Genomic DNA, 21,464 nt, shown 5'->3' on the forward strand with positions numbered 1-21,464 from the left:
ACCCTACGCGCCGGGTCCGTCAGAAAGCGTCCGGCGGGAGGTGCGGGGCCTTCCTGGCGGAGCCGCGGTAGCGGGCGGGGTCGTAGCGGCGCTCGCCCGCGTCCAGCTTGGCGTGGGCCGCCGCCACCAGGTCGACGCCCAGGACGTCGGCGAGCCGTACCAGGTAGGCGGTGACGTCGCCCAGCTCCGCCGTGATGCGGGACAGGGTCTCGGGGCCGGGGTCGCGCGACTCGTCGGGAGTGAGCCACTGGAGCTCGGCGACCAGCTCACCCACCTCGCCTGCCAGCGCCATCGCCAGGTTCTTCGGCGTGTGGAACTGCTCCCAGTCGCGGGCCCGCGCGAACGCCCGCAGCCGCTCCGCCAGCCCGTCCAAGTCCGTCGTCATGGTTGACGACCTTACGAGTCCTCGCCTGGTGCGAAACTTTCGAGGAAGGTGCGCTGAAGGTTTCAGCTCGGGATAATGATCCTGGAGCGGCGTGGGAGGGCGGGCCTGATGGGTGCGGTGATCGACGGGCGGGCGGCGGAGGCCGGCGACGTGGCGCTCGCCATGTCCGCGAGATACGGGCACTTCACGGCGATGCAGGTGCGGGGCGGGAAGGTGCGCGGGCCGGCGGCGCATCTGGACCGGCTGAGCGGCGCCACCCGTGAGCTGTTCGGCCAGGAGCTCGACCTGGACCTGGTGCGGGCCTCCGTCCGGGCGCTGGAGGCGGTGGACGCGAGCGTGCGGGTGTTCGTGTGCGACGCCGGCGGGGTGCGGGTGATCGCCGTGTCCGGCCCGCCGGTGCGGCTCGCGGCGACCCCGAAGAGGCTCAGGTCGGTCCGCTACCAGCGGTTCCTGCCGCACATCAAGCACACCGGCGGCTTCCCGCAGGGCTACCTGGGCAGGCTCGCCGAGCGGGAGGGGTACGACGAGGCGCTGCTGACGTCGGACGACGGGGTGATCTCGGAAGGGGCGGTCACCAACCTGGGGTGCTTCGACGGCGACCGGGTGATCTGGCCGGACGCGCCGATGCTGCGCGGCGTCACCATGCGGCTGCTGGAGGGCGAGCTGGCGCGGGCCGGTGTGCCGTGCGAGCGGCGGGTGCTGCGGGTGGCCGACCTGACGGAGTTCCCCGCCGTGTTCCTGGCGAACTCGTGGGGGGTGGTGGCCGTGGACCGGGTGGACGGCCACCGGATCGAGGTGGACGAGGCGCTGATGGCGCGGGTGACCGGCTGTTACGAGAGCGCGGGCTGGGACTCCTTCTGAGCGGCCTCCTCCTTCGCCGGCGGCTTCTCACCGGGTTCGAGGCGGTTGAGCAGGGCCGCGAGCGTGGCCCCGTACACGATGTGGCCGGCGGCCATCACGGCCGGGCGGCCCGGGAGGTCGCGGTCGATGGGCGGCAGGACGCTCAGCCGCGGCGCCCAGCCCTCGTAGCTGACCACCCAGATCAGCAGCGCGTAGCCGACGCCGAGCGGAACCCTGCGGCGCGGCCGGCGCGACAGCAGGGCGAAGGCCATGCCGGAGGCGACGCCGAAACCGAGGTGGGCCACCGCGCCCAGCACGCCCTCGCCGGTCTTGTGGCGGGCCTTGCTGCCGGGGAGCAGGCCGCGGACGATGTGCTTGGGCGGCTGGCCGGGCATGAGGCCCGCCTTCTGGCCCGCCAGCATGACCGTGCTCATCGTCATGGTGGCCGCGGCGCCGCTGATGGCACCGTTCGCGAGTCTGCGCATCATGGCCCTGCGGCTGCCCGCGCCGCCAGGGCCGAAACCCAGGTCAGGCGGGCAGCGGGGTGGTGCTCTCGCGCACGATCAGCTCGGTCGCCAGCTCGACGCGGCGGGCCTCGGGCGTCTCGCCGCGCCGCATGGCCAGCACGGTGCGGGTGGCGAGCGCGGCCATCTCCTGCAGCGGCTGGCGCACCGTGGTCAGCGGCGGCCAGGCCGACTTGGCCAGCGGGATGTCGTCGAAGCCGACCACGCTGAGATCCTCGGGCACCCGCAGGCCGCGCTGGCGGGCCGCCTCCAGGACGCCGAACGCCTGCATGTCGCTGCCCGCGAAGATCGCCGTCGGCGGGTCGTCGAGGGAGAGCAGCGCGTGGCCGTGGTCGTGGCCGGAGTCGACCATGAACGTGCCGCGGCGGATCAGCTCGGGCGAGGCGGGCACCCCGGCCGTCTCCAGCGCGGCGCGGTAGCCGTCGATGCGGGCCTGGCTGCACAGCATGTCGGCGGGCCCGCTGATCATGCCGATGCGGCGGTGGCCGAGCTCCAGCAGGTGGCGGGTGGCGGCCAGGCCGCCGTTCCAGTTGGTCGCGCCGACGGAGACGACGCCGGGGGCGGGCTCGCCCTCCGGGTCGACCACGACGAACGGCAGCGAGCGGGCGCTCAGCTGGTCCTGGACGCCGGACGACAGTTTCGACGCGACGATCACCACGCCGTCGGTCCGGCGGCCGGCGAGCCGTTCGAGCCAGTCGCGGCCCGGCCCCGCGTGGGTGTGCAGGACGGTGATGACGACGCTGGCCCCGGCCTCGTGGGCGGCGCTCTCCGCGCCGCGCACGATCTCCATCGCCCAGGGCGACTCCATCTCGGTGAAGACGAGGTCGACCAGCCCGGCCGGGGTCTCGTCCTGGCTGATGCGCCGCTGGTAGCCGTGCTTGTGCAGCAGCCGTTCGACGCGATGGCGGGTCGCCGGGGCGACCTCGGGCCGGCCGTTGATCACCTTGGACACCGTGGGGATCGACACCCCGGCTTCCTCGGCTATCAGAGCGATCGTCACCCGCCTCTTCCCAGACATGATCCGGAGTTTAGCCGAAACTTTCGGAATCCGGATAACCGGTCGTGATCCGATCGCGACCGACGCGGCTATTGACGCTTTGTCAGCCATATACCTATGCTCCGGTCAATGAAAATATCGGGGGGTTCACGAAACTTTCGCCAGCCGAGGAGGGAACCCCTATGAAGAGAACCTGTGCGTTGATAGCGGCAGCCGTCCTGGTGGCCGGGTGCGGCGGCGGGCAGACCGCCACCACGGAACCCGAGGAAGGCGGTGCGCCCGGCAAGGTCACCCTGGAGTGGTGGCACCTGTCGACGTCCGACCCGCTGAAGACGATCTACGAGACCCGGGCCAAGGAATACCAGGCCGCCAACCCGAACATCACCGTCAAGATGACGGTTCTGGAGAACGAGGCGTACAAGGCCAAGCTGACCACGCTGACCCAGTCGGGCAAGGCGCCCGACGTCTTCGCGACCTGGGGCGGCGGCGTGCTGAAGCAGCAGATCGACGCCGGGCTGGTCAAGGACATCAGCGCCGACGTCGATCTGACGAACTTCACCACGGCCTCCATGGCCGCGTACCAGTTCGACGGCAAGACGTACGCGCTGCCCACGGACATCGGCATGGTGGGCTTCTGGTACAACAAGAAGCACTTCGAGAAGGCGGGCATCGCCGAGCCGCCGACGACCTGGACCGGCTTCCTCGACGCCGTCAAGAAACTGAAGGCCGCCGGCATCACCCCCATCGCGCTGGCCGGCAAGGAGAAGTGGCCCGGCCACTACTACTGGGCCTACCTCGCGATGCGCATCGCCGGGCTGCCGGCGCTGCAGCAGGCCGGCACCGACCACGACTTCACCAAGCCTGAGTTCGTCCAGGCCGGACAGCAGCTCAAGGCGCTGGTCGACCTGGAGCCGTTCCAGCGCGGCTTCCTCGGGGCCGGCTACTCGACCCCCGACGGCCAGTCCGCCAGCGTCGCCAACGGCAAGGCCACGATGGAGCTGATGGGCCAGTGGGCGCCGACCGTGCAGGCCGACTCCGGCGAGGGCCTCGGCGAGGACCTCGGCTTCTTCCCGTTCCCCGAGGTCGAGGGCGGTAAGGGCGCCATCACCGAGGCGTTCGGCGGAGGCGGCGGCATGGCCGTGGGCGCCGACGCGCCCAAGGAGGCCCTCGACTTCCTGAAGTTCCTCACCAGCACCGAGAACCACACCAAGGCCGTCGAGTCCGGCGCCGTCCTCCCGGTCCTCAAGGGCGTGGAGAGCGCGGTCAAGGACGAGAACCTCAAGGTCGTCGCCGAGTCGCTGGCGAGCGCCACCGGCTTCCAGCTCTACCTGGACCAGGCGTACCCGCCCGCCGTCGGCGCCGAGGTCAACGACAGCGTGGCCGAGCTGTTCGCGGGCGCCAAGACCCCGGAGCAGGTGGCGCAGGACATCACCGAAGTGGCCAAGAGCGAGAGCGAATGACGACCGTGACCCGCCGGCCGGAAGCGGAGACGCTTCCGGCCGGTCCGCGCCGCCGCCGCAGGCGGGGAAGACCCCGCAACCGGCTGACGATCGCCCTGTTCGTGCTGCCGGCGCTGGCCCTCTTCCTGCTGCTCGTGGTGACCCCGATCCTGGTGGCCGGCTACGCCAGCGCGTTCAGGTGGAACGGCTTCGGCGGCCTGCCCACCGACTTCATCGGCTTCGGCAACTTCACCAGGCTCTTCGCCAGCGACATCTTCTACACCGACCTGGGGAACCTGCTGCTGCTGATCGTGGCGACCCTGGTGATCCAGCTCCCGTTCGCGCTGGGCATCGCGATGCTGCTGCACCAGCGCATCAGGGGGCGGGCGCTCTACAGGCTGGTGTTCTTCGCGCCGTACGTGCTGTCCGAGGTCATCACCGGCGTGCTGTTCTCGCTGATCCTGTCGCCGGAGAACGGCATCGCCAACCAGCTGCTCGGCCCGCTGGGGCTGGAGTCGGAGTGGCTGTCGCACCCGGACAGCGCGCTCTGGTCGATCTTCGTGGTCATGACCTGGAAGTACTTCGGCTTCCACATGATGATCTACCTCGCCGGGCGGCAGAACATCCCGAACGAGCTGATCGAGGCCGCCAAGATCGACGGAGCGGCGGGCTGGAAGATCTTCCGGTACGTCACGCTGCCCCTGCTCGGCCCCACGATCAGGATCAGCGTGTTCCTCTCCGTCATCTACACCATCCAGCTCTTCGACCTGGTGTGGATCCTCACCGAGGGCGGGCCCGCGCACGCGTCGGAGACGCTCGCCGTCACCATGTTCACGCTCGGCTTCGAGCGCGCCCAGGTGGGCTACGCCAGCGCCATCAGCGTGGTGATGTTCGGGCTCAGCCTGGTCTTCGCCCTGGCGTACCAGCGCCTGGTCATGCGGCGTGACCTGGAGGGCGCGACCACCGCCATGGGAGGGAAACGATGAAGCGCACGACCCTGCCCCTGCACGCGATCGCCTGGGTCGTCGGCGCGTTCATCCTCATCCCCGTGGTGTACGCGCTGCTCGGCGGTTTCAAGAGCACCCAGCAGCTCTCGGTGAACCCGTTCGGCCTGCCCAGCCCGTGGGAGCCGGGCAACTACACCGAGGTGCTGGCCGAAGGATCGTTCTGGCGCCAGGTCTGGAACAGCACGTTCATCGCCGTCGCGACCACCGTGCTGGTCGTCGCGCTGTCGGCGCTGGCCGCGTTCGTCTTCGCCCGCTTCGCCTTCCGGGGCAGGGAGGCGCTGTTCACACTGTTCACGGCGGGCCTGATGTTCCCGTTCGCGGTCGCGATCCTGCCCATCTTCGTGATGCTCCGCACGCTGAACCTGATCGACAACCCGCTGGGCGTGATCCTCGTGCAGGCCGCGTTCGGGCTGCCGTTGACGATCATCATCCTGCGCCAGTTCTTCAGGAGCATCCCGGGAGAGATCGAGGAGGCGGCCACGATCGACGGCTGCTCGCCGTTCGGCTTCTTCTGGCGGATCCTGCTGCCGATGGCCCGCCCGGCGCTGGCCACCGTGTCGGTGCTGGCGATCGTGGGGAGCTGGAACAACTTCATGCTCCCGCTGGTCGTCTTCAGCGACGAGCTGAGCTGGACGCTCCCGCTCGGCGTGCAGCAGTTCCAGGGCCAGTACAGCTCCGACACCGCGCGGGTCCTCGCCTACCTCGTGCTGGCCATGGTGCCGGCGCTGGGGTTCTACGCCATAGCGGAACGCCACCTGATCGGTGGTCTCACAGCGGGAGCGACGAAAGGGTGACCATGCTGCACGTCTCCGGAGCTCGGCTCCGCACGGCCGACGACCGGCCCGTACGCCTGCGCGGGGTCGGGCTGGGCGGCTGGATGAACATGGAGAACTTCATCACCGGCTATCCGGCCAACGAGGCGTCGATGCGCGCGGCGGTGCGTCAGGTGCTGGGCGAGGAGCGGGCCGCGCTCTTCTTCGAGCGGCTGCTCACCTCCTTCTTCACCGAGCGGGACGCGGCGCTGCTGGCCGGGCTCGGCATGAACTGCGTCCGCATCCCGATCAGCTATCGGCACTTCGAGGCGGACGACCGGCCCTTCGAGATCATCGAGTACGGCTTCCGCCACCTGGACCGGGTGATCGGCCTGCTCGGCGCGCACGGCATCTACAGCGTGATCGACCTGCACGCGCTGCCCGGCTCGCAGAACCAGCACTGGCACTCCGACAACCCGACGCACGTGGCCGCCTTCTGGCAGCACCGGCACTTCCAGGACCGGGCCGTGCACCTGTGGGAGGCCATCGCCGACCACTACCGCGACAACCCGTGGGTGGCCGGCTACAACCCGGTCAACGAGCCGGGCGACCCGACCGGCAAGGTCATCGGCCCGTTCTACGACCGGCTGGTCAAGGCGGTGCGCGCGGCCGATCCCCGGCACGTGCTGTTCCTGGACGGCAACACCTACTCGACCGACTTCTCGATCTTCAGGGAGGTGTACGAGAACACGGTGTTCGTCTGTCACGACTACGCCCTGGCCGGGTTCGCCCACGGCGGCGGCTATCCCGGCTACACCCAGGGCCGCTGGTGTGACAAGGACGAGCTGGAGCGCACGTTCGAGCAGCGGTCGCGGTTCCAGCGGGAGACCGGCACCCCGCTGTGGGTGGGCGAGTTCGGGCCCGTCTACACCGGGGACCCGGAGCGGGACGGGGAGCGCTACCAGATCCTGCGCGACCAGCTGGAGATCTACGACCGCCACGAGGCCGGCTGGTCCCTGTGGACCTACAAGGACGTCGGCCTGCAGGGCCTGGTGTGCGCGGGCGGGCCGTACCTGGAGAGGTTCGGCCCGTTCATCGACAAGAAGCGGCGGCTCGGCGCGGACCGATGGGGCTCCACGATGGAGGAGGGCGCCGAGGCGCTCGCCCCGCTGCACGCGCTGGTGGAGACCGAGTTCCCCGCCTGGGACCCGTACCCGTGGGGCGCCCGCTACCAGACCGACGACCTGGTGAGGCACATCCTCATCGCCCAGGCGCTGCTGCCCGAGTACGCCGAGTTGTTCAGGGGCCTCGACGACACCGAGCTCATCGCGCTGGCCGACTCGTTCGCGCTGGAGAACTGCCGCCGCCGGGAACCCCTGCTGGACCTGCTGGGCGCCGCCCTGGACGGGGCCGCGTCACCGTGACGCGAGCTGGAAGGTGTCCCTGTTGTCGCGCGGGTCCGGGTCCAGGAAGGTGGAGCCGACGGACACGGTCGCGCTCGGCCGGTCATCACGCGGGATCCGGACGGGGACGCTCACTCGTACCGACTCACCCGGGCGGATCAGCGCGAGCGTGCACGTCACCCGCCGCCCCTCGCCCTCGCAGCCCGGCGCGTCCCCCGCCCGCGAGCCGGGCGGGAGCGTGAACGTGACCGGCACCTGGGCCGCCGCCATCAGCCCTCTCATGGTCACGGTGGCGGTGACCTCGCGGGCGGTGCCCGAGCCCTCGACCGACAGCGCGTCGTACACGCCCGCCGGGTCCGCCCGGCGCACCACCGCGCCGAAGCTGTCCCGGCCGAGCGGGTTGGCCACCGCGTAGCCGTGGCCGGCCTCGTCGTTCGCCCCGGACGTCAGCACCCCGATCAGCAGGCCGTCGTCCCTGGTCAGCCAGGGACCGCCGCTGTTGCCCCCGTACAGGTGGCAGTTGTCGGTGCGCAGCCGCCCGCCGGTCTCGCCGCGCACCGCGTGTCCGGCCCACGGCCGGGTGCGGGCCAGGCACCAGAGCTGGCGGGTGCCGTCGTACGGGGCGTCGCTCGGGTAGCCGAGGCTGGCGACGGTGTGGCGGCCGCCCTCGTTGCGCAGCGGCGTGAAGCCGCCCACCGTCCCCTGCAGCGTCGCGCCGCCCCGCCTGCCGACCTCGACCAGCGCCAGGTCGTAGATGGAGTCCCAGTCATAGGGCGACACGCCGGTGAAGGACCGCGGCTTGTAGACGCGCCGCGCTCCCCACACGCCGTACGGGGCGCGCTCGCGCAGGCTCGCGGCCTTGCCGTCGTACGCGGGCACGAACGCGATGTGCTCCGACCAGGTGGCGCGCCCGCCCCTCCCGGCCACCCCGTACACGCAGTGCGAGGCCGTCGCCACCAGCAGCTTGCGCGCGGAGCGCACCACCGCGCCGCTGCACGACCTGCGGTGACCGGCGGCGTCCAGGAAGAACAGCCGGCCGGTGGCCCTGCTCTCCAGCGTCCGCCGGTAGGGCTTGCGCACGCGGGCGTAGCCGTTGGCGTCGGAGCCGGGCGTCAGCCGCTCGTTGCGCGGCACGCTCACCCTCGACCCCGCCGACCGCGGGATGACGACGTTCTCCGGCAGGTCGACGGCGTCGGCCCTGGACTGCTTCCTGGCCGTCCAGTAGTCGATCGCCCGCTGCGGATCCATGACCGGTGAGACCTCCGCTCCCGGCACGGGCGGCGGCGCGGCGGCGGCCTCCACGGGCGGCGCGACCAGCGCGGTGCTCACCGTCACCAGCGCGACCAGGGTGCTTCGGCGTGACATCGGTCCCCCTCCAGAACGAATCCCAGAAGCACACTAAGTCACGACGACGACACGATAGGTGAGCGACGCCACAAGGTCACGGACTGACGGACATGGCGTAACCGGACGTGGCGGTGTGCCCGGCGCCGTTGGTGGCCGTGATGGTGACCCACGGCCGCGCCGGATCCGGATCCTCCGGCTCGAAGGGGGCCCACGCGGACTCCAGCGGGATGTCCCGGCCCGTGCCGGGGTCGTGCCACTCCTGGGACGCCTCCACCGTCACCGGCCCCGAGCCCGCCCGGTGGTAGGTGAAGCGCAGCGTGCCGCCCCCCAGGTGGTAGCCCTCGACCAGGACGCCGGCCACCCCGTCCCGCACGGCCGGGGTCGCGCGCGCCACGATCGGCTCCTGCCAGCCGGCCGCCAGCTCGTCGGCCAGCGACGGCGCCGACGGGTCGTCACGGCAGGTCAGGAACGGGTCCCAGCCGTACGCGATGATCTTGGTGCCGTGCGCGGCGGCCGCCGCGACCTGCTCGTCCACCCGGGCCTTGGTGGTACGGCCGCGCAGCGGGAACGGGTCGGCCCGGCCGCACTCGCCCGCCACCTGAGTGGGTTCGAACACCTCGACGTTCACCCACAGCCGCACGCCGGGCGTCACCCGCCGGGCCGCGGCCTCGATGTAGTCGCGGGCGGAGCCGTAGTAGGCCTGCCGGTTGGTGACCTTGCCCGTGACCGGCTCCAGCCGCGGGTCCACCGGCGCGTCCGCCTCGTCAGGCCCGTGCACCGGGACCTTGCCGACCCCGCGCCCGTCCTGGATCGCGATGACCATCGGCGCCCCAGCCCGGGTGGCCGCGATCTCGTCGAACCCCTTCTCCACCTGCTCCGGCGGGAAGCCGCGGCCCCGGCGCGCGTCCCAGAACGGGCTCACCATGATCGTCACCCCGGGCCACGCGCCGGCCACCACCTCGTGCTGCGCCGCGTACAGGGCGATGATCGGGTCGTCGCCGGCCCGGCCCCGCATGGCCAGCTCGAACGACTGGTAGAGGCCGCCGAGCGCGGGCGAGGCCCCGTACCGCTGCCGGTAGTCGGCGACCACCCGCGCGGTGAAGGCGTTGAGCGCCGGCAGGTGGGCCAGGTCGGGCAGCCACGGCTTGGCCCCGTCCTTGGGGGGCACCGGCAGGCCGGGGAAGACCTTCATGCCCTGCGCGGCGGCCTCGGTCATCATGTGCCCCACGCCGTCGCCGTCGGCGGCGACCAGCAGCAGGTCGTACGTGGACGCCTCGCACGAGTCGCCGAGCATCAGCCGGTAGTAGACGCGCCCGCCGTTCTCGATTCGCCGGTCCAGGCCGGGGCAGCGCAGCACCCCGGCCCCGAAGTGCTCGCTCGCCGTGTACGTGTAGACCTGCCGGATCGTTCTGCCGGTGTCGCGGGCGGCCTGGTAGCAGGTCCTGCCGTCCTCGACGCAGTCGTCGAATGCGCCGCCCACCCGCCCGTCCGGGCCGACGGACGCGGGCAGCAGCCGCGCGCCGAACGTGATCAGCGTGTCGGCGCCCACCCCGTGGATGGCCTCGACCATCCGCCGGGTCACGCACGCGTCGGAGCGCGGGATCATCCAGTAACCGGTGATCGGGTAGCGGGCCAGGACCCGGGTGTCGCGCGGCGGGCACTCCCCGGGACCTGCCCCGGGGAGTGCCCCGGCCACCCGGCCGACCAGGCTGTCGGGCACGAGGGCCAGCACCACCACCGTGACGGCGACCGCCATCCGCAGGATCCGCTGCAGCACACCTGCCCCTTCGCGCCGGGAACGGTTCACACGCTACTTCGCGCGGCCCGATCAAGTTGGGCCTCCTTGCCCTCGAATCCGGCGTCTACGCTTTGTGAACCCGAGCTGTCAGCGAGGTGAACTCCCCATGACCGCGCTCGATCGACGATCCTTCCTCTCCACCGGCGGCGCCCTGGCCACCGCCGTCGCCGTCCAGACCCTGGCCGCGCACGCCTCCTGGGCGGAGACGGGCCGCGAGGCCGCCACCGGCGGCGAGGGCTACGGCCCGCTCCGCCGCGCACCCAGCGCGAACACCGGCGAGGAGCTGCTCGCCCTGCCGTCCGGGTTCTCGTACGTGGTGCTCGGCAAGACCGGCACCCCGATGTCCGACGGCGTGCTCACGCCCATCGCGCACGACGGCATGGCCGCCTTCCCCGGCACCCGCCGGCACACCGTCCGCCTGATCCGCAACCACGAGGTGCGCACCACCCCCGGCACGCCCGAGGGCCGCGTGCACGTGCCCGGCTCGGCCCGGTACGACGAGCTGGGCGTCGGCGGCACCACCACGCTGGAGGTGGACCTGCGCAGCGGCGAGGTCCTGCGCCACTTCGTCAGCCTCAACGGCACGATCATCAACTGCGCCGGCGGCCGCATGCTCGGCGACCGGGGCTGGCTGACCTGCGAGGAGACCACCGCGGGGCCGGCGGGCGGATGGCAGCGCAAGCACGGCTACGTCTTCGAGGTGCCGCTGCGCGGCCCCTCCCCCGGCAGACCGGCCGCGTCCATGCCGCTCACCGCGATGGGCCGCTTCTCGCACGAGGCGGTCGCCGTCGACCCGCGCACCGGGTACGTGTACGAGACCGAGGACGACTCGGGCAAGCCCGACGGGTTCTACCGGTTCCGCCCGCGCGACCCGGAGAACCTGGCCCGGGGCGGCGTGCTGGAGATGCTCAAGATCAAGGGCGTGGACGGCTACGACTGCCGCGAGGGCCAGCGGATGGGCGCCCGGCTGCCGGTCGAGTGGGTGCGCGTCGACGACCCCGACCCGGACCTGGAGGGCGGCGCCCCCACCTGCACGCAGCAGGGGCTGGCCAAGGGCGGGGCGAAGTTCAACCGGCTGGAGGGCTGCTGGTGGGGCGACGGTTCGGTGTTCTTCAACTCCACCAGCGGCGGCGACGCCAAGAACGGCGACGCGCCGGGCGCCGACGGCTACGTGGAGGGGTACGGCCAGGTCTGGCGGTACATCCCCGGCCGCGAGGGCGGGACGCTGGTCCTGGTGTACGAGTCGCCGGGGCGCAAGGAGCTGGACTCGCCGGACAACCTGACGTTCACCCCGCGCGGCGGCATCGTGCTGTGCGAGGACGACGCCTCCGACGCCGACGCCGACCCGCACCCGCTGGCCCCCGGCCTGGCCAACGTGAACCGGCTGATCGGGCTGGACCCGCGCCGCGGCCGGCCCTTCGAGTTCGCGGTCAACATCGCCGACGACAGCGAGTTCGCCGGGGCGTGCTTCAGCCCCGACGGGTCGGTGCTCTTCGTCAACCAGCTCGGCTCGACGGCCTCCCTCGATCCGCCAGGGCGCACGTACGCGATCAGGGGCCCGTGGCGGCGAGGGCCCCTATAGACCGCGTACGCGGGGTCGTCAACTGCGAGAGTGTCCCAAATCTGCCGCAGGTGATGGGCTGACTGGGCCTTCTCAGGGGCTGCCTTCGGGCATACGTTCCGTTCAGCACGCTTCGGGGGCATGAGTTGCCGTGCGGATCTCCCTCTAGCCATCCCCTGAGATGGCCCCGCGCCCAGACGGGCGCATGACTCCACCGCCGTCACATGGAAAGTGCGACATGACAATTCGCCGAGGCGTCGTCCGTGCCCTCGCCCTGGTCACGGCACTCGCTCTCCCACTCTCCCTCACGTCTCCGGCCCAGGCCGCCGGAGGGCTCGACGAGGTCTTCGCCAAGCTGCTGGTGAAGCAGGTGAAGGGCGCCAACGTCAGCAAGCACCTCAAGGCCTTCCAGGCCATCGCCGACGCCAACGGGGGCAACCGGGCGGCGGGCACCTCCGGTTACGACGCGTCCCGTGACTACGTCGCCGACAAGCTCCGCAAGGCCGGTTACAAGGTCACCCTGCAGCCGATCGATTTCGTGGCGGGCTGGGTCGAGAACAGCCCGCCCGTCCTGGCGGACTACACGCCCAACGAGGACTTCTTCACCTTCCAGCCGTCGCCGGCCGGCGACGTGACGGCCCCGGTGCAGGGCGTCGACCTGACCCTGCCGCCGGCCCCCACGCCGACCTCGACCAGCGGCTGCGAGATGGCGGACTTCGCGGGGTTCACCGCGGGCAACATCGCGCTCATCCAGCGCGGCACCTGCCCGTTCGCCACCAAGGTCCGTAACGCCGGGTTCGCCGGCGCGTCCGCGATCATCGTCTTCAACGAGGGTCAGCCGGGCCGGACCGAGGCCAACCCGCTGGACATCGGCGAGTGGCGGGCCGGGATCCCGATGATCTACGCCGACTTCGCCGTCGGCAACGCGCTGGCCACCACGGCCACGCCGGTGCGCCTGGCGGTCGACGCGACGCTCACGCTCGGCACCAACGACAACGTGATCGCCGAGAGCCGCTGGGGCGACTCGCGCGACGTGGTCATGGTCGGCGCCCACCTGGACAGCGTCCCCGAGGGCCCGGGCATCAACGACAACGCCTCCGGCAGCGCCGCCATCCTGGAGACCGCGCTGCAGATGCGGCACTTCCCGGTCAAGAACAAGGTCCGCTTCGCCTTCTGGGCCGCCGAGGAGATCGGCCTGCTCGGCTCCGACCAGTACGTGGAGAGCCTGACCCAGGCGCAGCGCGACCGGATCAGGGTCTACCTGAACTTCGACATGGTCGCCTCGCCCAACTACGGCCTGTTCCTCTACGACGGCGACGACTCCGACGCCACCGGCGCGCCCGCCGGCCCGCCCGGATCGGCGCAGATCGAGGCGCGGCTGGAGAAGTTCTTCAAGGACCGCAAGGTGCCGACCCGCGGCACCGACTTCGACGGCCGCTCCGACTACGGGCCGTTCATCGCGGTCGGCATCCCCTCCGGCGGCATCTTCACCGGCGCGGAAGGCATCAAGACGCCGGATGAGGCGGCCCTGTGGGGCGGCACGGCGGGCCAGGCCTACGACCCGTGCTACCACCTGGCCTGCGACACCCTCACGAACGTGAACGCGTTCGCGCTGGACGTGAACTCCGACGCGATCGCCGACTCCACCGCCCGGTACGCGTTCGACCTGCGCACCATTCCGGACCGCCCGGCCGGCGCCCGCGCCGCCCTCTCCTCCGCAACCGCCCAGAACTGACGCCCCGGAACGGCGGGGCCCTGCCCTCACAGGACCCCGCCGTTCCATACCGCCGGTCAGGACTCTGTCCCGAGGCGGAATGTGCTCTTCCCTGACCACGGCGGGCCGGGCAGGCCGAAGGCTTGCTCACGGCGCCCGGCCCGAGGGGTTTCCCGAGAAGATTTTCTTCTTTTGACCTTCGGTGCGAAGTTCCGCGCCCATGATGCTCAGAGCACCCGGATCACCGTCACCGAGTCGGTGGGGAGCCCGCCGCCGGACGGGGTCATGTCCACCCCCGCCGGGCGCGGCCGGTGCCCCGGGACGCCGTCGAGGCCGAGCGTGATGTCGGCGACCGCCAGCCGTGGCCGCGTCGCGCTCTCGAACCGGAGCATGAACTCCACCCCCTCCTCCGGCGGCGCGAAGAACTGCACCTCGAACGGCCACGCCCCGCCCTCCGGCTCGTACGCGGGAAGCGTCACCGGCGCCAGCCCCGGCACCTCGAACGAGCCACCGATGACCGCGACGTCGGCATGCAGGTTCAACTGGTAGGCCCCCCGCTGGGACCGCACCCGTACCCGCAGTGTGGTCTCGCCGCCGTCGCGCCGCTCCTCCAGCACGGTCAGCTCGGGCGCGGGCAGCCCGGCGGCGGGCGCGGTCCCCACGCGGGCGGGCACCTGCCGGTACGGGAGCGGCAAATCCCAGGAGGCGGGCACGTCCGGCGCCCGCTCGGCCGCCCACGGGTGCGGCGGCTCGGTCATGCTCACCCACGCGGCCTGCCGGGCGTCGGCGTCGAGCACGTACGCCAGATGCGCCAGCCGGGGCCGCTCCTCCCCGAACCGGTTGACCCCCAGCCCCACCCCGCCCAGCACAAGAGCAAGCACCCCAGCCACCACAGGCCCACCCCACACCCCGACCCACCGCCAGACCCGCACACCCGAACCGCCTTCCGCGCCCGTCCGCCGCCCGACGCGCACACCCGGACCGCCTCCCGCGCCCGTCCTCGGCCCGACGCCGGTCGGCTGGACCGGCGCGCCGCCCCTCGCAGGGACGGCCGCCGGGGCTTCGCCGCGCGCAGGAACTGCCGCCGGGGTCCGGCCACCTCCCGGGGTGACGGCGGCGAGCAGGGGGAGCGCCGACAGGGCGGCGAAGGCGTAGAAGAGACCTGCGGGGGCGGCCATCACCAGCCCGATCGCGGTGCTGATGGACCGCGCTCCCACGCTGAACATCACGACCGCCGGCGCCACCCCGCACGCCAGCACGACCGTCCCCAGCACGGGCCGCCGCCGCAGCCCCAGCGCGCCCGCGAGCCCCGCGGCCCCGGCGAGCGCGGTGAGCGACCCGTAGTTCGACGCCCCGGGCATCAGCAACGCCGCCGCGACCCCGAGCACCGCCAGCCAGAACAGCACCCCGACGGTCAGCACCACCGCGTTCAGCCACCGCCGCAGCGCCACGTACGCTCCCCACACGACGGCCACCGCCATCATGACCAGGCCCAGTCGATACGGCTCCGGCCGGTACGGATCGCTGACCAGATCCCCGTACCCCGGCTCCAGAGCCACGAGCGCCGGCCACAACCCCATGCTCAGCCCGGTGACCACGACCAGCACCCCGAGCACGGCGACCATCCCGGCGACCAACCGCGGCACCGTCACAGGCGCCGCACCCCCGAACCTGGTGGCGGCCCGTGTCCGAGCAGGGCGGGTGCCGCCGGACGCCGGCCCCGCACCTACCCCACCGTCCGGGACGGTCCCCGGCTCCGCCCTCCGGGGTCGTGCCGAGAGACGGGTGTACGCGGCGAGGGCCAGGACGGCGAGGGCGGCCAGGACAGCCAGTGGGGTGGCGAGTCCCGCCGGGTAGCGGAACACCACACCGAAGATCGTGAAGAACACCTCGTCCCGGGGCTGCCGAAGCTCACGCAGGTCGGCCGTGCCGAGCTCGCGGACCATGGCGAGCGCGTTGTCCCCCTGCATCTGCAGCGCCGCCCGGTCGAGGGCGGCAGGGGTGTCACGGGGGTGGTGGTAGTAGGCGCGCCCGCCGGCGAGCCCCAGGTCGATCCCGATCCACCCGTTCTCCTCCAGCACGGTCAGGTCGGAGTGGAAGCCGGTCCCCCGGTAGGCCCCCACCATCGCGGACTCGCCCACCGGGTGCGGCATGGCCCGCGCGAACGCCCCCACCAGGGCGCCGCCGCCGGGGGTCACGTTGTAGACGGACGACGGGGCGGCGTTCCCCGGCCCTTCCAGGTTGACCACGACGCCGCCGTCCCGCGCCATGGGGTGACGGAGGAACGCCTCGGCCCCGATGAGCCCGGGTTCCTCGCCGTCGCTGAGCAGCAGCACCAGGTCGTTGCGGAGCGGAGGCCCGGCGCGCAGGGCGCGGGCGATCTCCAGGATGGCGGCCACGGACGCCTTGTCGTCGCTGGCGCCGGGCGTGGTGGGCGTGGAGTCGTAATGGGCCGCCAGCACGACGCGGCCGGTGGAGTCCGCGCCGGGGACGACGGCGATCACGTTCTCGGTGACCCCGGCCACCACGTCCCCGCCGAACGGGTGCGCGCCGGCCCCCGTCTGCACCTCGGGCCGTAACCCGAGCCGGGTCAGCTCGGCCACGAGATGGTCGCGGACGGCGTCGCCCGCGACGGACCCGACGGGCGTGGGCTCGCCGGCGATGCGTTCGAGGACGGGCCAGGCCCGTTCGACGCTGAACGAGCCGGGCGGCGCGTCCCGCCCGGCCGGGGCGGGCGGCAGTTCGGCCAGCCAGGCGGCGACCGCGAGCAGGGTGACGGCGACGAGGGCGACGGCGGCCGGCAGCCGCCGGGAGAGAGCGTCCATAGATGCATAATGAACTGTGCACAATGGATTGTGCAAGCTTACTTGTGCACAATTCACCCCCGAACCCCAGCTAGCAGCGGGCAAAGTTGCACAGAACTCACGCGACAGTTAGGTTGACGCCATGGCTGAGCACGGCACGCGCAAGCTCGACGACCTTGAGGCGCTGCGCGCGCTCGCCCATCCCCGCCGTCAGCGCATCCTCAACCACCTCAGCGCCCACGGCCCCGCCACCTCCGCCGAGCTGGCCCGCGAGCTCGACCTCAACACCGGCGCCACCAGCTACCACCTGCGCGAGCTGGCCAAGCACGGCTTCGTCGAGGAGCTGCCGGAGAAGGCGCACGGCCGCGAGCGCTGGTGGCGCTTCGTCCCCGCCGACCTGCGCTTCCCGCTCCGCAGCGAGCAGGACGAGGAGACCAGGGCGATCATCGACGAGATGAACGCCCGCGCGATCGCCGACGACATGCAGGCGTTCCGCCGCGCGCAGGCGGCGGTCGATCCCGGCGGCTGGGGCGACGCCTTCCCCTACTCGCGGGGCACGATCCGGGTGACGCTGGAGGAGCTGGCGGAGTTCTTCGAGGAATACATCGCGCTTCTCGGCAAGTACGACAAGACGGCCGAGGAGGCGGGCCCCGGGGCGCGGCGCGTCCACACCCGCTTCTTCGCCTATCCGGAGTCCGACGGGTGAGCCATCACGGGAAGAGGGTGCGATGCGGGTCGTCGTGACGGGAGCGCACGGCAAGGTCGGCCGCGCGGCCGTGCGGGCGCTGATGGGCGCGGGCCACGAGGTGACGGCGGTCGACGTCACCCGCCCGGTCTGGGAGCGGCCCGACCCGGCCGAGCCCGGCTACCGGCAGGCCGACCTGACCGACGCGGGCCAGGCGTTCGCGGTGGTGCGCGGGGCGGAGGCGGTGGTGCACGCCGCCGCGATCCCCGACCCCACCCACAACCCGCCGCACGTGGTGTTCCAGAACAACCTGATGGCCACGTTCAACATGATCGAGGCCGCGGTGGCGCTCGGCGTGACGCGGTTCGTCAACATCTCCAGCGAGACCGTGCCGGGCTTCTTCTTCGCCGACCGGCCGTTCCTGCCGTCGTACGCGCCGATCGACGAGGACCACCCGGTCGCGCCGCAGGATCCGTACGCGCTCTCGAAACACTTCGGCGAGCAGCTCATGGACGCCGCGGTGCGCCGCACCGGCATCCCGTGCGTGTCGCTGCGGCCGAGCTGGGTGCAGCACGAGGGCAACTACGCCCGCAACCTGGGGCCGCAGCTCCGCGACCCCTACCAGCCGAGCGCGGGGCTGTGGAGCTACATCGACGTGTACGACCTGGCCGACGCGATCGTGCTGGCCGTCGAGTCCGGGCTGCCCGGTCACGAGGTGTTCTGCATCGCCTCGCCCGACAACGCGGCCAACCGGGGGCTGGCCGACCTGATCACCACGGTCTACGGCGAGGCGATCCCGATCAGGCCGCTGTCCAGGCCCGACGCGTCCGGCATCTCCTGCGAGAAGGCCGTCCGCCTGCTCGGCTGGCGGCCGTCGCGCTCCTGGCGCGACTACCTCGGCGAGGACGGGCGGCCGCTGCCGGAGAAGGCGCGCCCGTGACGCCTCGCCTCTGACCGCCGGACGCCGAAGGGCCGTCCGCCTCCGAAGGCGGACGGCCCTTGATCGGCGTCAGTTGCTGAGCGGACCGAACTCCTTACGGGTGTCGATCACCTCGCCGAACACCTCCCAGCGCTCACCCTTGAACTCCATGAGCTGCATCGACTCGATCGGGAAGGCGTCGTCGGCCGAGGTCTGCATGGTCACGCCGGGCAGCAGCATGTCGACCTGGACGTTGTTCAGGTTGCGCACCGACTCCATCAGGCCCTCGCGGGTCTTGCACGGCGCGGCCTCCAACGCCTTGTGGAAGCTGCTCGCCACGGCCCAGCCGAAGGTGTGGTACGGGATGTTGGGGTCGGCGCCGGGCGCGTACTGCGCCATCTTCTCCTTGTAGAGCTTCATCTCCGCGTCGTCCGCCCACTGCGGGTCGTTCGGGTCCTTGTAGTACGAGGACGACACGACGCCCTGCACGTTCTCGAAGCCGACCGGCTTGAGCACCGTGACGGAGGCGGCGACGTTGTTGACGATGTGCAGCGGGTTCCACTTGGTGTTCTTGGCGTCGGCGGCCAGCGCCTGCGAGCCGAACTTCGGGGTGGTGACGTTCAGGAACACGTCGGCGCCCGACTCGGCCAGGTTGCGCATCTGCGGCTCGATGCTGGGGTCGGTGACCTCGTAGCTCTGCTCCGCCACGACGGTGACGTCCGTGCCCTCGATGGCCCGCTTGAAGCCGCCGAACAGGTCCTCGCCGAAGTCGTCGTTCTGGTAGAGGACGGCGACCTTGGCGCCGGGCTTCTCCGTCTTGAGGTACTGGGCGTAGACGCGGGCCTCGGAGACGTAGTTCGGCTGCCAGCCGATGGTCCACGGGTGCTCGGTGTCGGTGCCCCACTGGGAGGCGCCGGTGGCGACGAAGACCTGCGGCACCTTGCGCTGGTTGGTGTAGTCCCAGGTGGCGGTCGTGGAGGGGGTGCCCAGCGTCTGGAAGAGGGCGAACACCTGCTCCTGCTCGACCAGCCTGCGCGCCTCCTCGACGGCCTTCGGCGGCTGGTAGCCGTCGTCGCGGACGACCAGCTCGACCTTGCGCCCGTCGACGCCGCCCTTCTCCGCGTTCACGTAGTCGAAGTACGCCTTGATGCCCTTGGGGATGTCACCGTAGGCGGACGCCGGCCCCGACAGCGGGTAGATGCCGCCGAGCTTGAGCGTGGTGTCCGTGATGCCGGTGGTCTGCTGCCCCTGGCACTGTCCCTGGGCGGCGCTGGTCGTCGCCTGCCCTTCTCCGGTCTCCCCTCGACCCCCGCAGGCCGCCGCGGCGATCACCAGGGTGGCCGTCACCGCCGTACGGCCGATCGCAGTAAAACGCATGTCGTGTTACCCCTTCCGGAGGGTCTTCTTGAGAGAGTCGTTCGCGCGCCCCGCCAGGCCGGCCAGGCCGGTCGGGGCCACGTACATCACCGCGATGATCAGCAGGCCGAAGATCACACCGGGCGCGGCCTCGTTGATGTCCTGCGAGAGGCTGGGCACGAACATCACGAACAGCGCGCCGAGCACCGGGCCCGACAGCGACCCGAGACCTCCGACGACGATGCCCGCCAGCAGCGTGATCGACAGCGTGACGGGGAACGAGTCCGGCGAGACGAACCCGATCACCCACGTGTAGACGCAGCCCGCCACCCCGGCGAACATCGCGCTCCAGGCGAAGGCGAGCGTCTTGTAGTACGAGAGCCGCACCCCCATGACCTCGGCCGCGATCTCGTCGTCGCGCACGGCGTGCAGCGCCCGCCCCACCCGAGACCGGAGCAGCCCGGCGGCCAGCAGGAACGCCGCCACGGCGACGGCCAGGGCGAGGAAGTACAGCCACTGGTCCTCGGCCAGGCCGCTCCACGCGGGCGGCGCCGGCTTGGCCAGCGACAGCCCCATGGACCCGCCGGTGACCTCCTCGAACCGCTTGAGCAGCGGCACCAGGAAGATCGCGATGGCCAGTGTGACGAGCGCCAGGTAGAGGCCGCGCAGCCGCATCGCGGGCACGCCCAGCACCAGCCCCAGCAGGAACGCCACGGCGGCGGCCACGGGCAGCGTCGCCAGGTACGGCAGCTCCCAGTGGAACATCATGATCGCTGCCGCGTACGCCCCGGCGGCGAAGAACGCGCCGTGCCCGAGCGAGATCTGCCCGGCGTGCCCGACCAGGACGTTCAGCCCGAGCAGCGCCACCCCGTAGACCAGCACCATGGTGAGCTGGAAGACGTGGAACGGCACGAGCTGGAACGGCGCGTAGATCGCGGCGGCCAGCAGCACGCCGGCCACGATCCACTGCCGGCGGACCCGTCGCCCCGGCGCCTGCGCCTGCCCCCGTGGAGGCGCGCCGGCCCTGCTGGTGACCTGTGTCGACTCGCTCATGCCCGCTCCACCACCGCTCGCCCGAACAGGCCCTGGGGCCGCAGCAGCAGCACGCCCAGGATGATGATCAGCGGCACGCCGACCTTGAGGTCGGGCCCGATGGCCCCGACGTAGGCTCCGGCCAGGGTCTCGGCCACCCCTACGATCAGCCCGCCGGCGACCGCCCCCGCCGGGCTGTCGAAGCCGCCGAGCGTGGCGGCGGCGAAGGCGTAGATCAGGACGCCGCCCATCATGTTCGGCTCCAGGAACAGCAGCGGCGCGACGAGCACGCCGGACACCGCGCCGACGGTGGCGGCCAGCCCCCAGCCGAGCGCCAGCGTCACGCCGACCCGGATGCCGACCAGCCGCGCGGAGACCGGGTTGGTGGCCACCGCGCGCATCCCGAGCCCGATCTTGGTGTGCTGGAACAGCAGGTAGAGCAGGCCCATGACGATCCCGACGACGGCGAAGACACCGAGCGTCTGGAAGCCGACGGTCAGCCCGCCCACCTCGAAGGCGCCGCCGGGGAACGGGTTGGGGAAGTCCTTGATGAGGAACGACCAGATCCACCCGGCGGCGGCGTTGACGAAGATGAACAGCCCCACAGTGACGATCACCAGGGTCAGTTCCGGCGCCCCCTCGACCGGCCGGATGATCACCCGTTCGATGAGCATGCCGCCGGCGAACGACACGACCAGCGTGAGCACCAGCGCCAGCCAGAACGGCATGCCCGCCGCGGTGAACTGCCAGGCGATGTAGGTGGAGAACATGGCCAGCTCGCCCTGGGCGAAGTTGACGATCCCGGTGAACTGGTAGATCAGCACGAGCGCGAGGGCCAGGCTGGCGTAGATGGCGCCGGTGCTCAGCCCCTGGATGACCTGTTGCAGGAATCCGGTCATGG

Annotated in this window: 18 protein-coding genes; 9 read left to right on the plus strand and 9 right to left on the minus strand. The window is 71.8% G+C overall.

From position 1 onward, the window contains the following. Nucleotides 1-19: 19 nt before the first annotated feature. Entirely contained in the window at nt 20-385 is a 366-nt protein-coding gene (locus FR742_RS29760; protein WP_148034004.1) for a nucleotide pyrophosphohydrolase, read from the minus strand. A 108-nt stretch (nt 386-493) separates the two neighbouring features. Between FR742_RS29760 and FR742_RS29765 the strand changes: the two genes are divergently transcribed. Further along, nucleotides 494-1,246, plus strand: a complete 753-nt coding sequence (locus tag FR742_RS29765; protein ID WP_187281357.1) for an aminotransferase class IV — start codon at nt 494-496, stop codon at nt 1,244-1,246. Here FR742_RS29765 and FR742_RS29770 read toward each other — a convergent pair. Together FR742_RS29770 and FR742_RS29775 are read right to left on the minus strand one after the other, a co-directional pair. Beyond that, nucleotides 1,216-1,713 carry a DUF6789 family protein gene (locus FR742_RS29770; RefSeq protein WP_187281358.1) on the minus strand — a complete coding sequence of 166 codons (498 nt, stop codon included), beginning with the start codon at nt 1,711-1,713 and terminating at the stop codon, nt 1,216-1,218. The two genes, FR742_RS29765 and FR742_RS29770, sit on opposite strands and share 31 nt — an antisense overlap. 40 nt (nt 1,714-1,753) lie before the next feature. Further along, nucleotides 1,754-2,767, minus strand: coding sequence for a LacI family DNA-binding transcriptional regulator (locus FR742_RS29775; RefSeq protein ID WP_148034006.1), 1,014 nt, complete (start codon nt 2,765-2,767; stop codon nt 1,754-1,756). 161 nt (nt 2,768-2,928) lie between these two features. Between FR742_RS29775 and FR742_RS29780 the strand changes: the two genes are divergently transcribed. The 4 genes from FR742_RS29780 to FR742_RS29795 are packed head-to-tail and all read left to right on the plus strand — an operon-like array spanning nt 2,929 to nt 7,368. Then, complete coding sequence (locus FR742_RS29780) at nt 2,929-4,206, plus strand: extracellular solute-binding protein (protein ID WP_148034007.1); 1,278 nt, start codon at nt 2,929-2,931, stop codon at nt 4,204-4,206. Then, the gene (locus tag FR742_RS29785) at nt 4,203-5,171 is read left to right on the plus strand and encodes a carbohydrate ABC transporter permease (RefSeq protein WP_148034008.1); all 969 of its coding nucleotides are present in this window, start codon (nt 4,203-4,205) and stop codon (nt 5,169-5,171) included. The genes FR742_RS29780 and FR742_RS29785 overlap by 4 nt, the downstream gene beginning before the upstream one ends. Next, the gene (locus tag FR742_RS29790; RefSeq protein ID WP_148034009.1) at nt 5,168-5,986 is read left to right on the plus strand and encodes a carbohydrate ABC transporter permease; all 819 of its coding nucleotides are present in this window, start codon (nt 5,168-5,170) and stop codon (nt 5,984-5,986) included. The genes FR742_RS29785 and FR742_RS29790 overlap by 4 nt, the downstream gene beginning before the upstream one ends. A gap of 2 nt (nt 5,987-5,988) precedes the next feature. After that, the gene (locus tag FR742_RS29795) at nt 5,989-7,368 is read left to right on the plus strand and encodes a glycoside hydrolase family 5 protein (protein ID WP_148034906.1); all 1,380 of its coding nucleotides are present in this window, start codon (nt 5,989-5,991) and stop codon (nt 7,366-7,368) included. Here FR742_RS29795 and FR742_RS29800 read toward each other — a convergent pair. Both FR742_RS29800 and FR742_RS29805 read right to left on the minus strand, forming a co-directional pair. Continuing rightward, nucleotides 7,360-8,712, minus strand: coding sequence for a trypsin-like peptidase domain-containing protein (locus FR742_RS29800; protein ID WP_148034010.1), 1,353 nt, complete (start codon nt 8,710-8,712; stop codon nt 7,360-7,362). The two genes, FR742_RS29795 and FR742_RS29800, sit on opposite strands and share 9 nt — an antisense overlap. Before the next feature lie 76 nt (nt 8,713-8,788). Next, nucleotides 8,789-10,471, minus strand: coding sequence for a DUF4434 domain-containing protein (locus FR742_RS29805; protein WP_148034011.1), 1,683 nt, complete (start codon nt 10,469-10,471; stop codon nt 8,789-8,791). A 127-nt stretch (nt 10,472-10,598) separates the two neighbouring features. Between FR742_RS29805 and FR742_RS29810 the strand changes: the two genes are divergently transcribed. Further along, entirely contained in the window at nt 10,599-12,074 is a 1,476-nt protein-coding gene (locus FR742_RS29810; RefSeq protein WP_148034012.1) for an alkaline phosphatase PhoX, read from the plus strand. A 217-nt stretch (nt 12,075-12,291) separates the two neighbouring features. Continuing rightward, nucleotides 12,292-13,788, plus strand: a complete 1,497-nt coding sequence (locus tag FR742_RS29815) for a M28 family metallopeptidase (RefSeq protein ID WP_148034013.1) — start codon at nt 12,292-12,294, stop codon at nt 13,786-13,788. Between the two features lie 206 nt (nt 13,789-13,994). Here FR742_RS29815 and FR742_RS29820 read toward each other — a convergent pair whose 3' ends face one another. Further along, nucleotides 13,995-16,592, minus strand: coding sequence for a M28 family peptidase (locus FR742_RS29820; RefSeq protein WP_148034014.1), 2,598 nt, complete (start codon nt 16,590-16,592; stop codon nt 13,995-13,997). A gap of 121 nt (nt 16,593-16,713) precedes the next feature. On the opposite strand from FR742_RS29820, the gene FR742_RS29825 reads away from it, so the two are divergent. Both FR742_RS29825 and FR742_RS29830 read left to right on the plus strand, forming a co-directional pair. Beyond that, nucleotides 16,714-17,277: a transcriptional regulator gene (locus FR742_RS29825; RefSeq protein ID WP_148034015.1), complete on the plus strand. Its 564-nt coding sequence runs from the start codon at nt 16,714-16,716 to the stop codon at nt 17,275-17,277. A 22-nt stretch (nt 17,278-17,299) separates the two neighbouring features. Continuing rightward, a complete protein-coding gene (locus FR742_RS29830) occupies nt 17,300-18,196 on the plus strand; it encodes an NAD(P)-dependent oxidoreductase (protein WP_148034016.1) in 897 nt (298 codons plus the stop codon). Between the two features lie 69 nt (nt 18,197-18,265). Here FR742_RS29830 and FR742_RS29835 read toward each other — a convergent pair whose 3' ends face one another. Genes FR742_RS29835 through FR742_RS29845 form a run of 3 tightly spaced genes read right to left on the minus strand, consistent with a single transcriptional unit; the run spans nt 18,266 to nt 21,462 of the window. Continuing rightward, a complete protein-coding gene (locus FR742_RS29835; protein ID WP_148034017.1) occupies nt 18,266-19,552 on the minus strand; it encodes an ABC transporter substrate-binding protein in 1,287 nt (428 codons plus the stop codon). A gap of 6 nt (nt 19,553-19,558) precedes the next feature. Continuing rightward, nucleotides 19,559-20,584: a branched-chain amino acid ABC transporter permease gene (locus FR742_RS29840; protein ID WP_148034018.1), complete on the minus strand. Its 1,026-nt coding sequence runs from the start codon at nt 20,582-20,584 to the stop codon at nt 19,559-19,561. Continuing rightward, complete coding sequence (locus tag FR742_RS29845) at nt 20,581-21,462, minus strand: branched-chain amino acid ABC transporter permease (protein WP_148034019.1); 882 nt, start codon at nt 21,460-21,462, stop codon at nt 20,581-20,583. Before FR742_RS29845 ends, FR742_RS29840 begins: the two co-directional genes overlap by 4 nt. Nucleotides 21,463-21,464 lie beyond the last annotated feature (2 nt).

It is taken from the genome of Nonomuraea sp. C10, assembly GCF_008017515.1.
GTDB classification, from domain to species: Bacteria; Actinomycetota; Actinomycetes; order Streptosporangiales; family Streptosporangiaceae; genus Nonomuraea; species Nonomuraea ferruginea.

Excerpts from the sequence above, each read along its gene's own strand:
- FR742_RS29760 (WP_148034004.1), bottom strand. The coding sequence starts at position 385 with ATGACGACGGACTTGGACGGGCTGGCGGAGCGGCTGCGGGCGTTCGCG.
- FR742_RS29765 (WP_187281357.1), top strand. The coding sequence starts at position 494 with ATGGGTGCGGTGATCGACGGGCGGGCGGCGGAGGCCGGCGACGTGGCG.
- FR742_RS29770 (WP_187281358.1), bottom strand. The coding sequence starts at position 1,713 with ATGATGCGCAGACTCGCGAACGGTGCCATCAGCGGCGCCGCGGCCACC.
- FR742_RS29775 (WP_148034006.1), bottom strand. The coding sequence starts at position 2,767 with ATGTCTGGGAAGAGGCGGGTGACGATCGCTCTGATAGCCGAGGAAGCC.
- FR742_RS29780 (WP_148034007.1), top strand. The coding sequence starts at position 2,929 with ATGAAGAGAACCTGTGCGTTGATAGCGGCAGCCGTCCTGGTGGCCGGG.
- FR742_RS29785 (WP_148034008.1), top strand. The coding sequence starts at position 4,203 with ATGACGACCGTGACCCGCCGGCCGGAAGCGGAGACGCTTCCGGCCGGT.
- FR742_RS29790 (WP_148034009.1), top strand. The coding sequence starts at position 5,168 with ATGAAGCGCACGACCCTGCCCCTGCACGCGATCGCCTGGGTCGTCGGC.
- FR742_RS29795 (WP_148034906.1), top strand. The coding sequence starts at position 5,989 with ATGCTGCACGTCTCCGGAGCTCGGCTCCGCACGGCCGACGACCGGCCC.
- FR742_RS29800 (WP_148034010.1), bottom strand. The coding sequence starts at position 8,712 with ATGTCACGCCGAAGCACCCTGGTCGCGCTGGTGACGGTGAGCACCGCG.
- FR742_RS29810 (WP_148034012.1), top strand. The coding sequence starts at position 10,599 with ATGACCGCGCTCGATCGACGATCCTTCCTCTCCACCGGCGGCGCCCTG.
- FR742_RS29815 (WP_148034013.1), top strand. The coding sequence starts at position 12,292 with ATGACAATTCGCCGAGGCGTCGTCCGTGCCCTCGCCCTGGTCACGGCA.
- FR742_RS29820 (WP_148034014.1), bottom strand. The coding sequence starts at position 16,592 with ATGGACGCTCTCTCCCGGCGGCTGCCGGCCGCCGTCGCCCTCGTCGCC.
- FR742_RS29825 (WP_148034015.1), top strand. The coding sequence starts at position 16,714 with ATGGCTGAGCACGGCACGCGCAAGCTCGACGACCTTGAGGCGCTGCGC.
- FR742_RS29830 (WP_148034016.1), top strand. The coding sequence starts at position 17,300 with ATGCGGGTCGTCGTGACGGGAGCGCACGGCAAGGTCGGCCGCGCGGCC.
- FR742_RS29835 (WP_148034017.1), bottom strand. The coding sequence starts at position 19,552 with ATGCGTTTTACTGCGATCGGCCGTACGGCGGTGACGGCCACCCTGGTG.
- FR742_RS29840 (WP_148034018.1), bottom strand. The coding sequence starts at position 20,584 with ATGAGCGAGTCGACACAGGTCACCAGCAGGGCCGGCGCGCCTCCACGG.
- FR742_RS29845 (WP_148034019.1), bottom strand. The coding sequence starts at position 21,462 with ATGACCGGATTCCTGCAACAGGTCATCCAGGGGCTGAGCACCGGCGCC.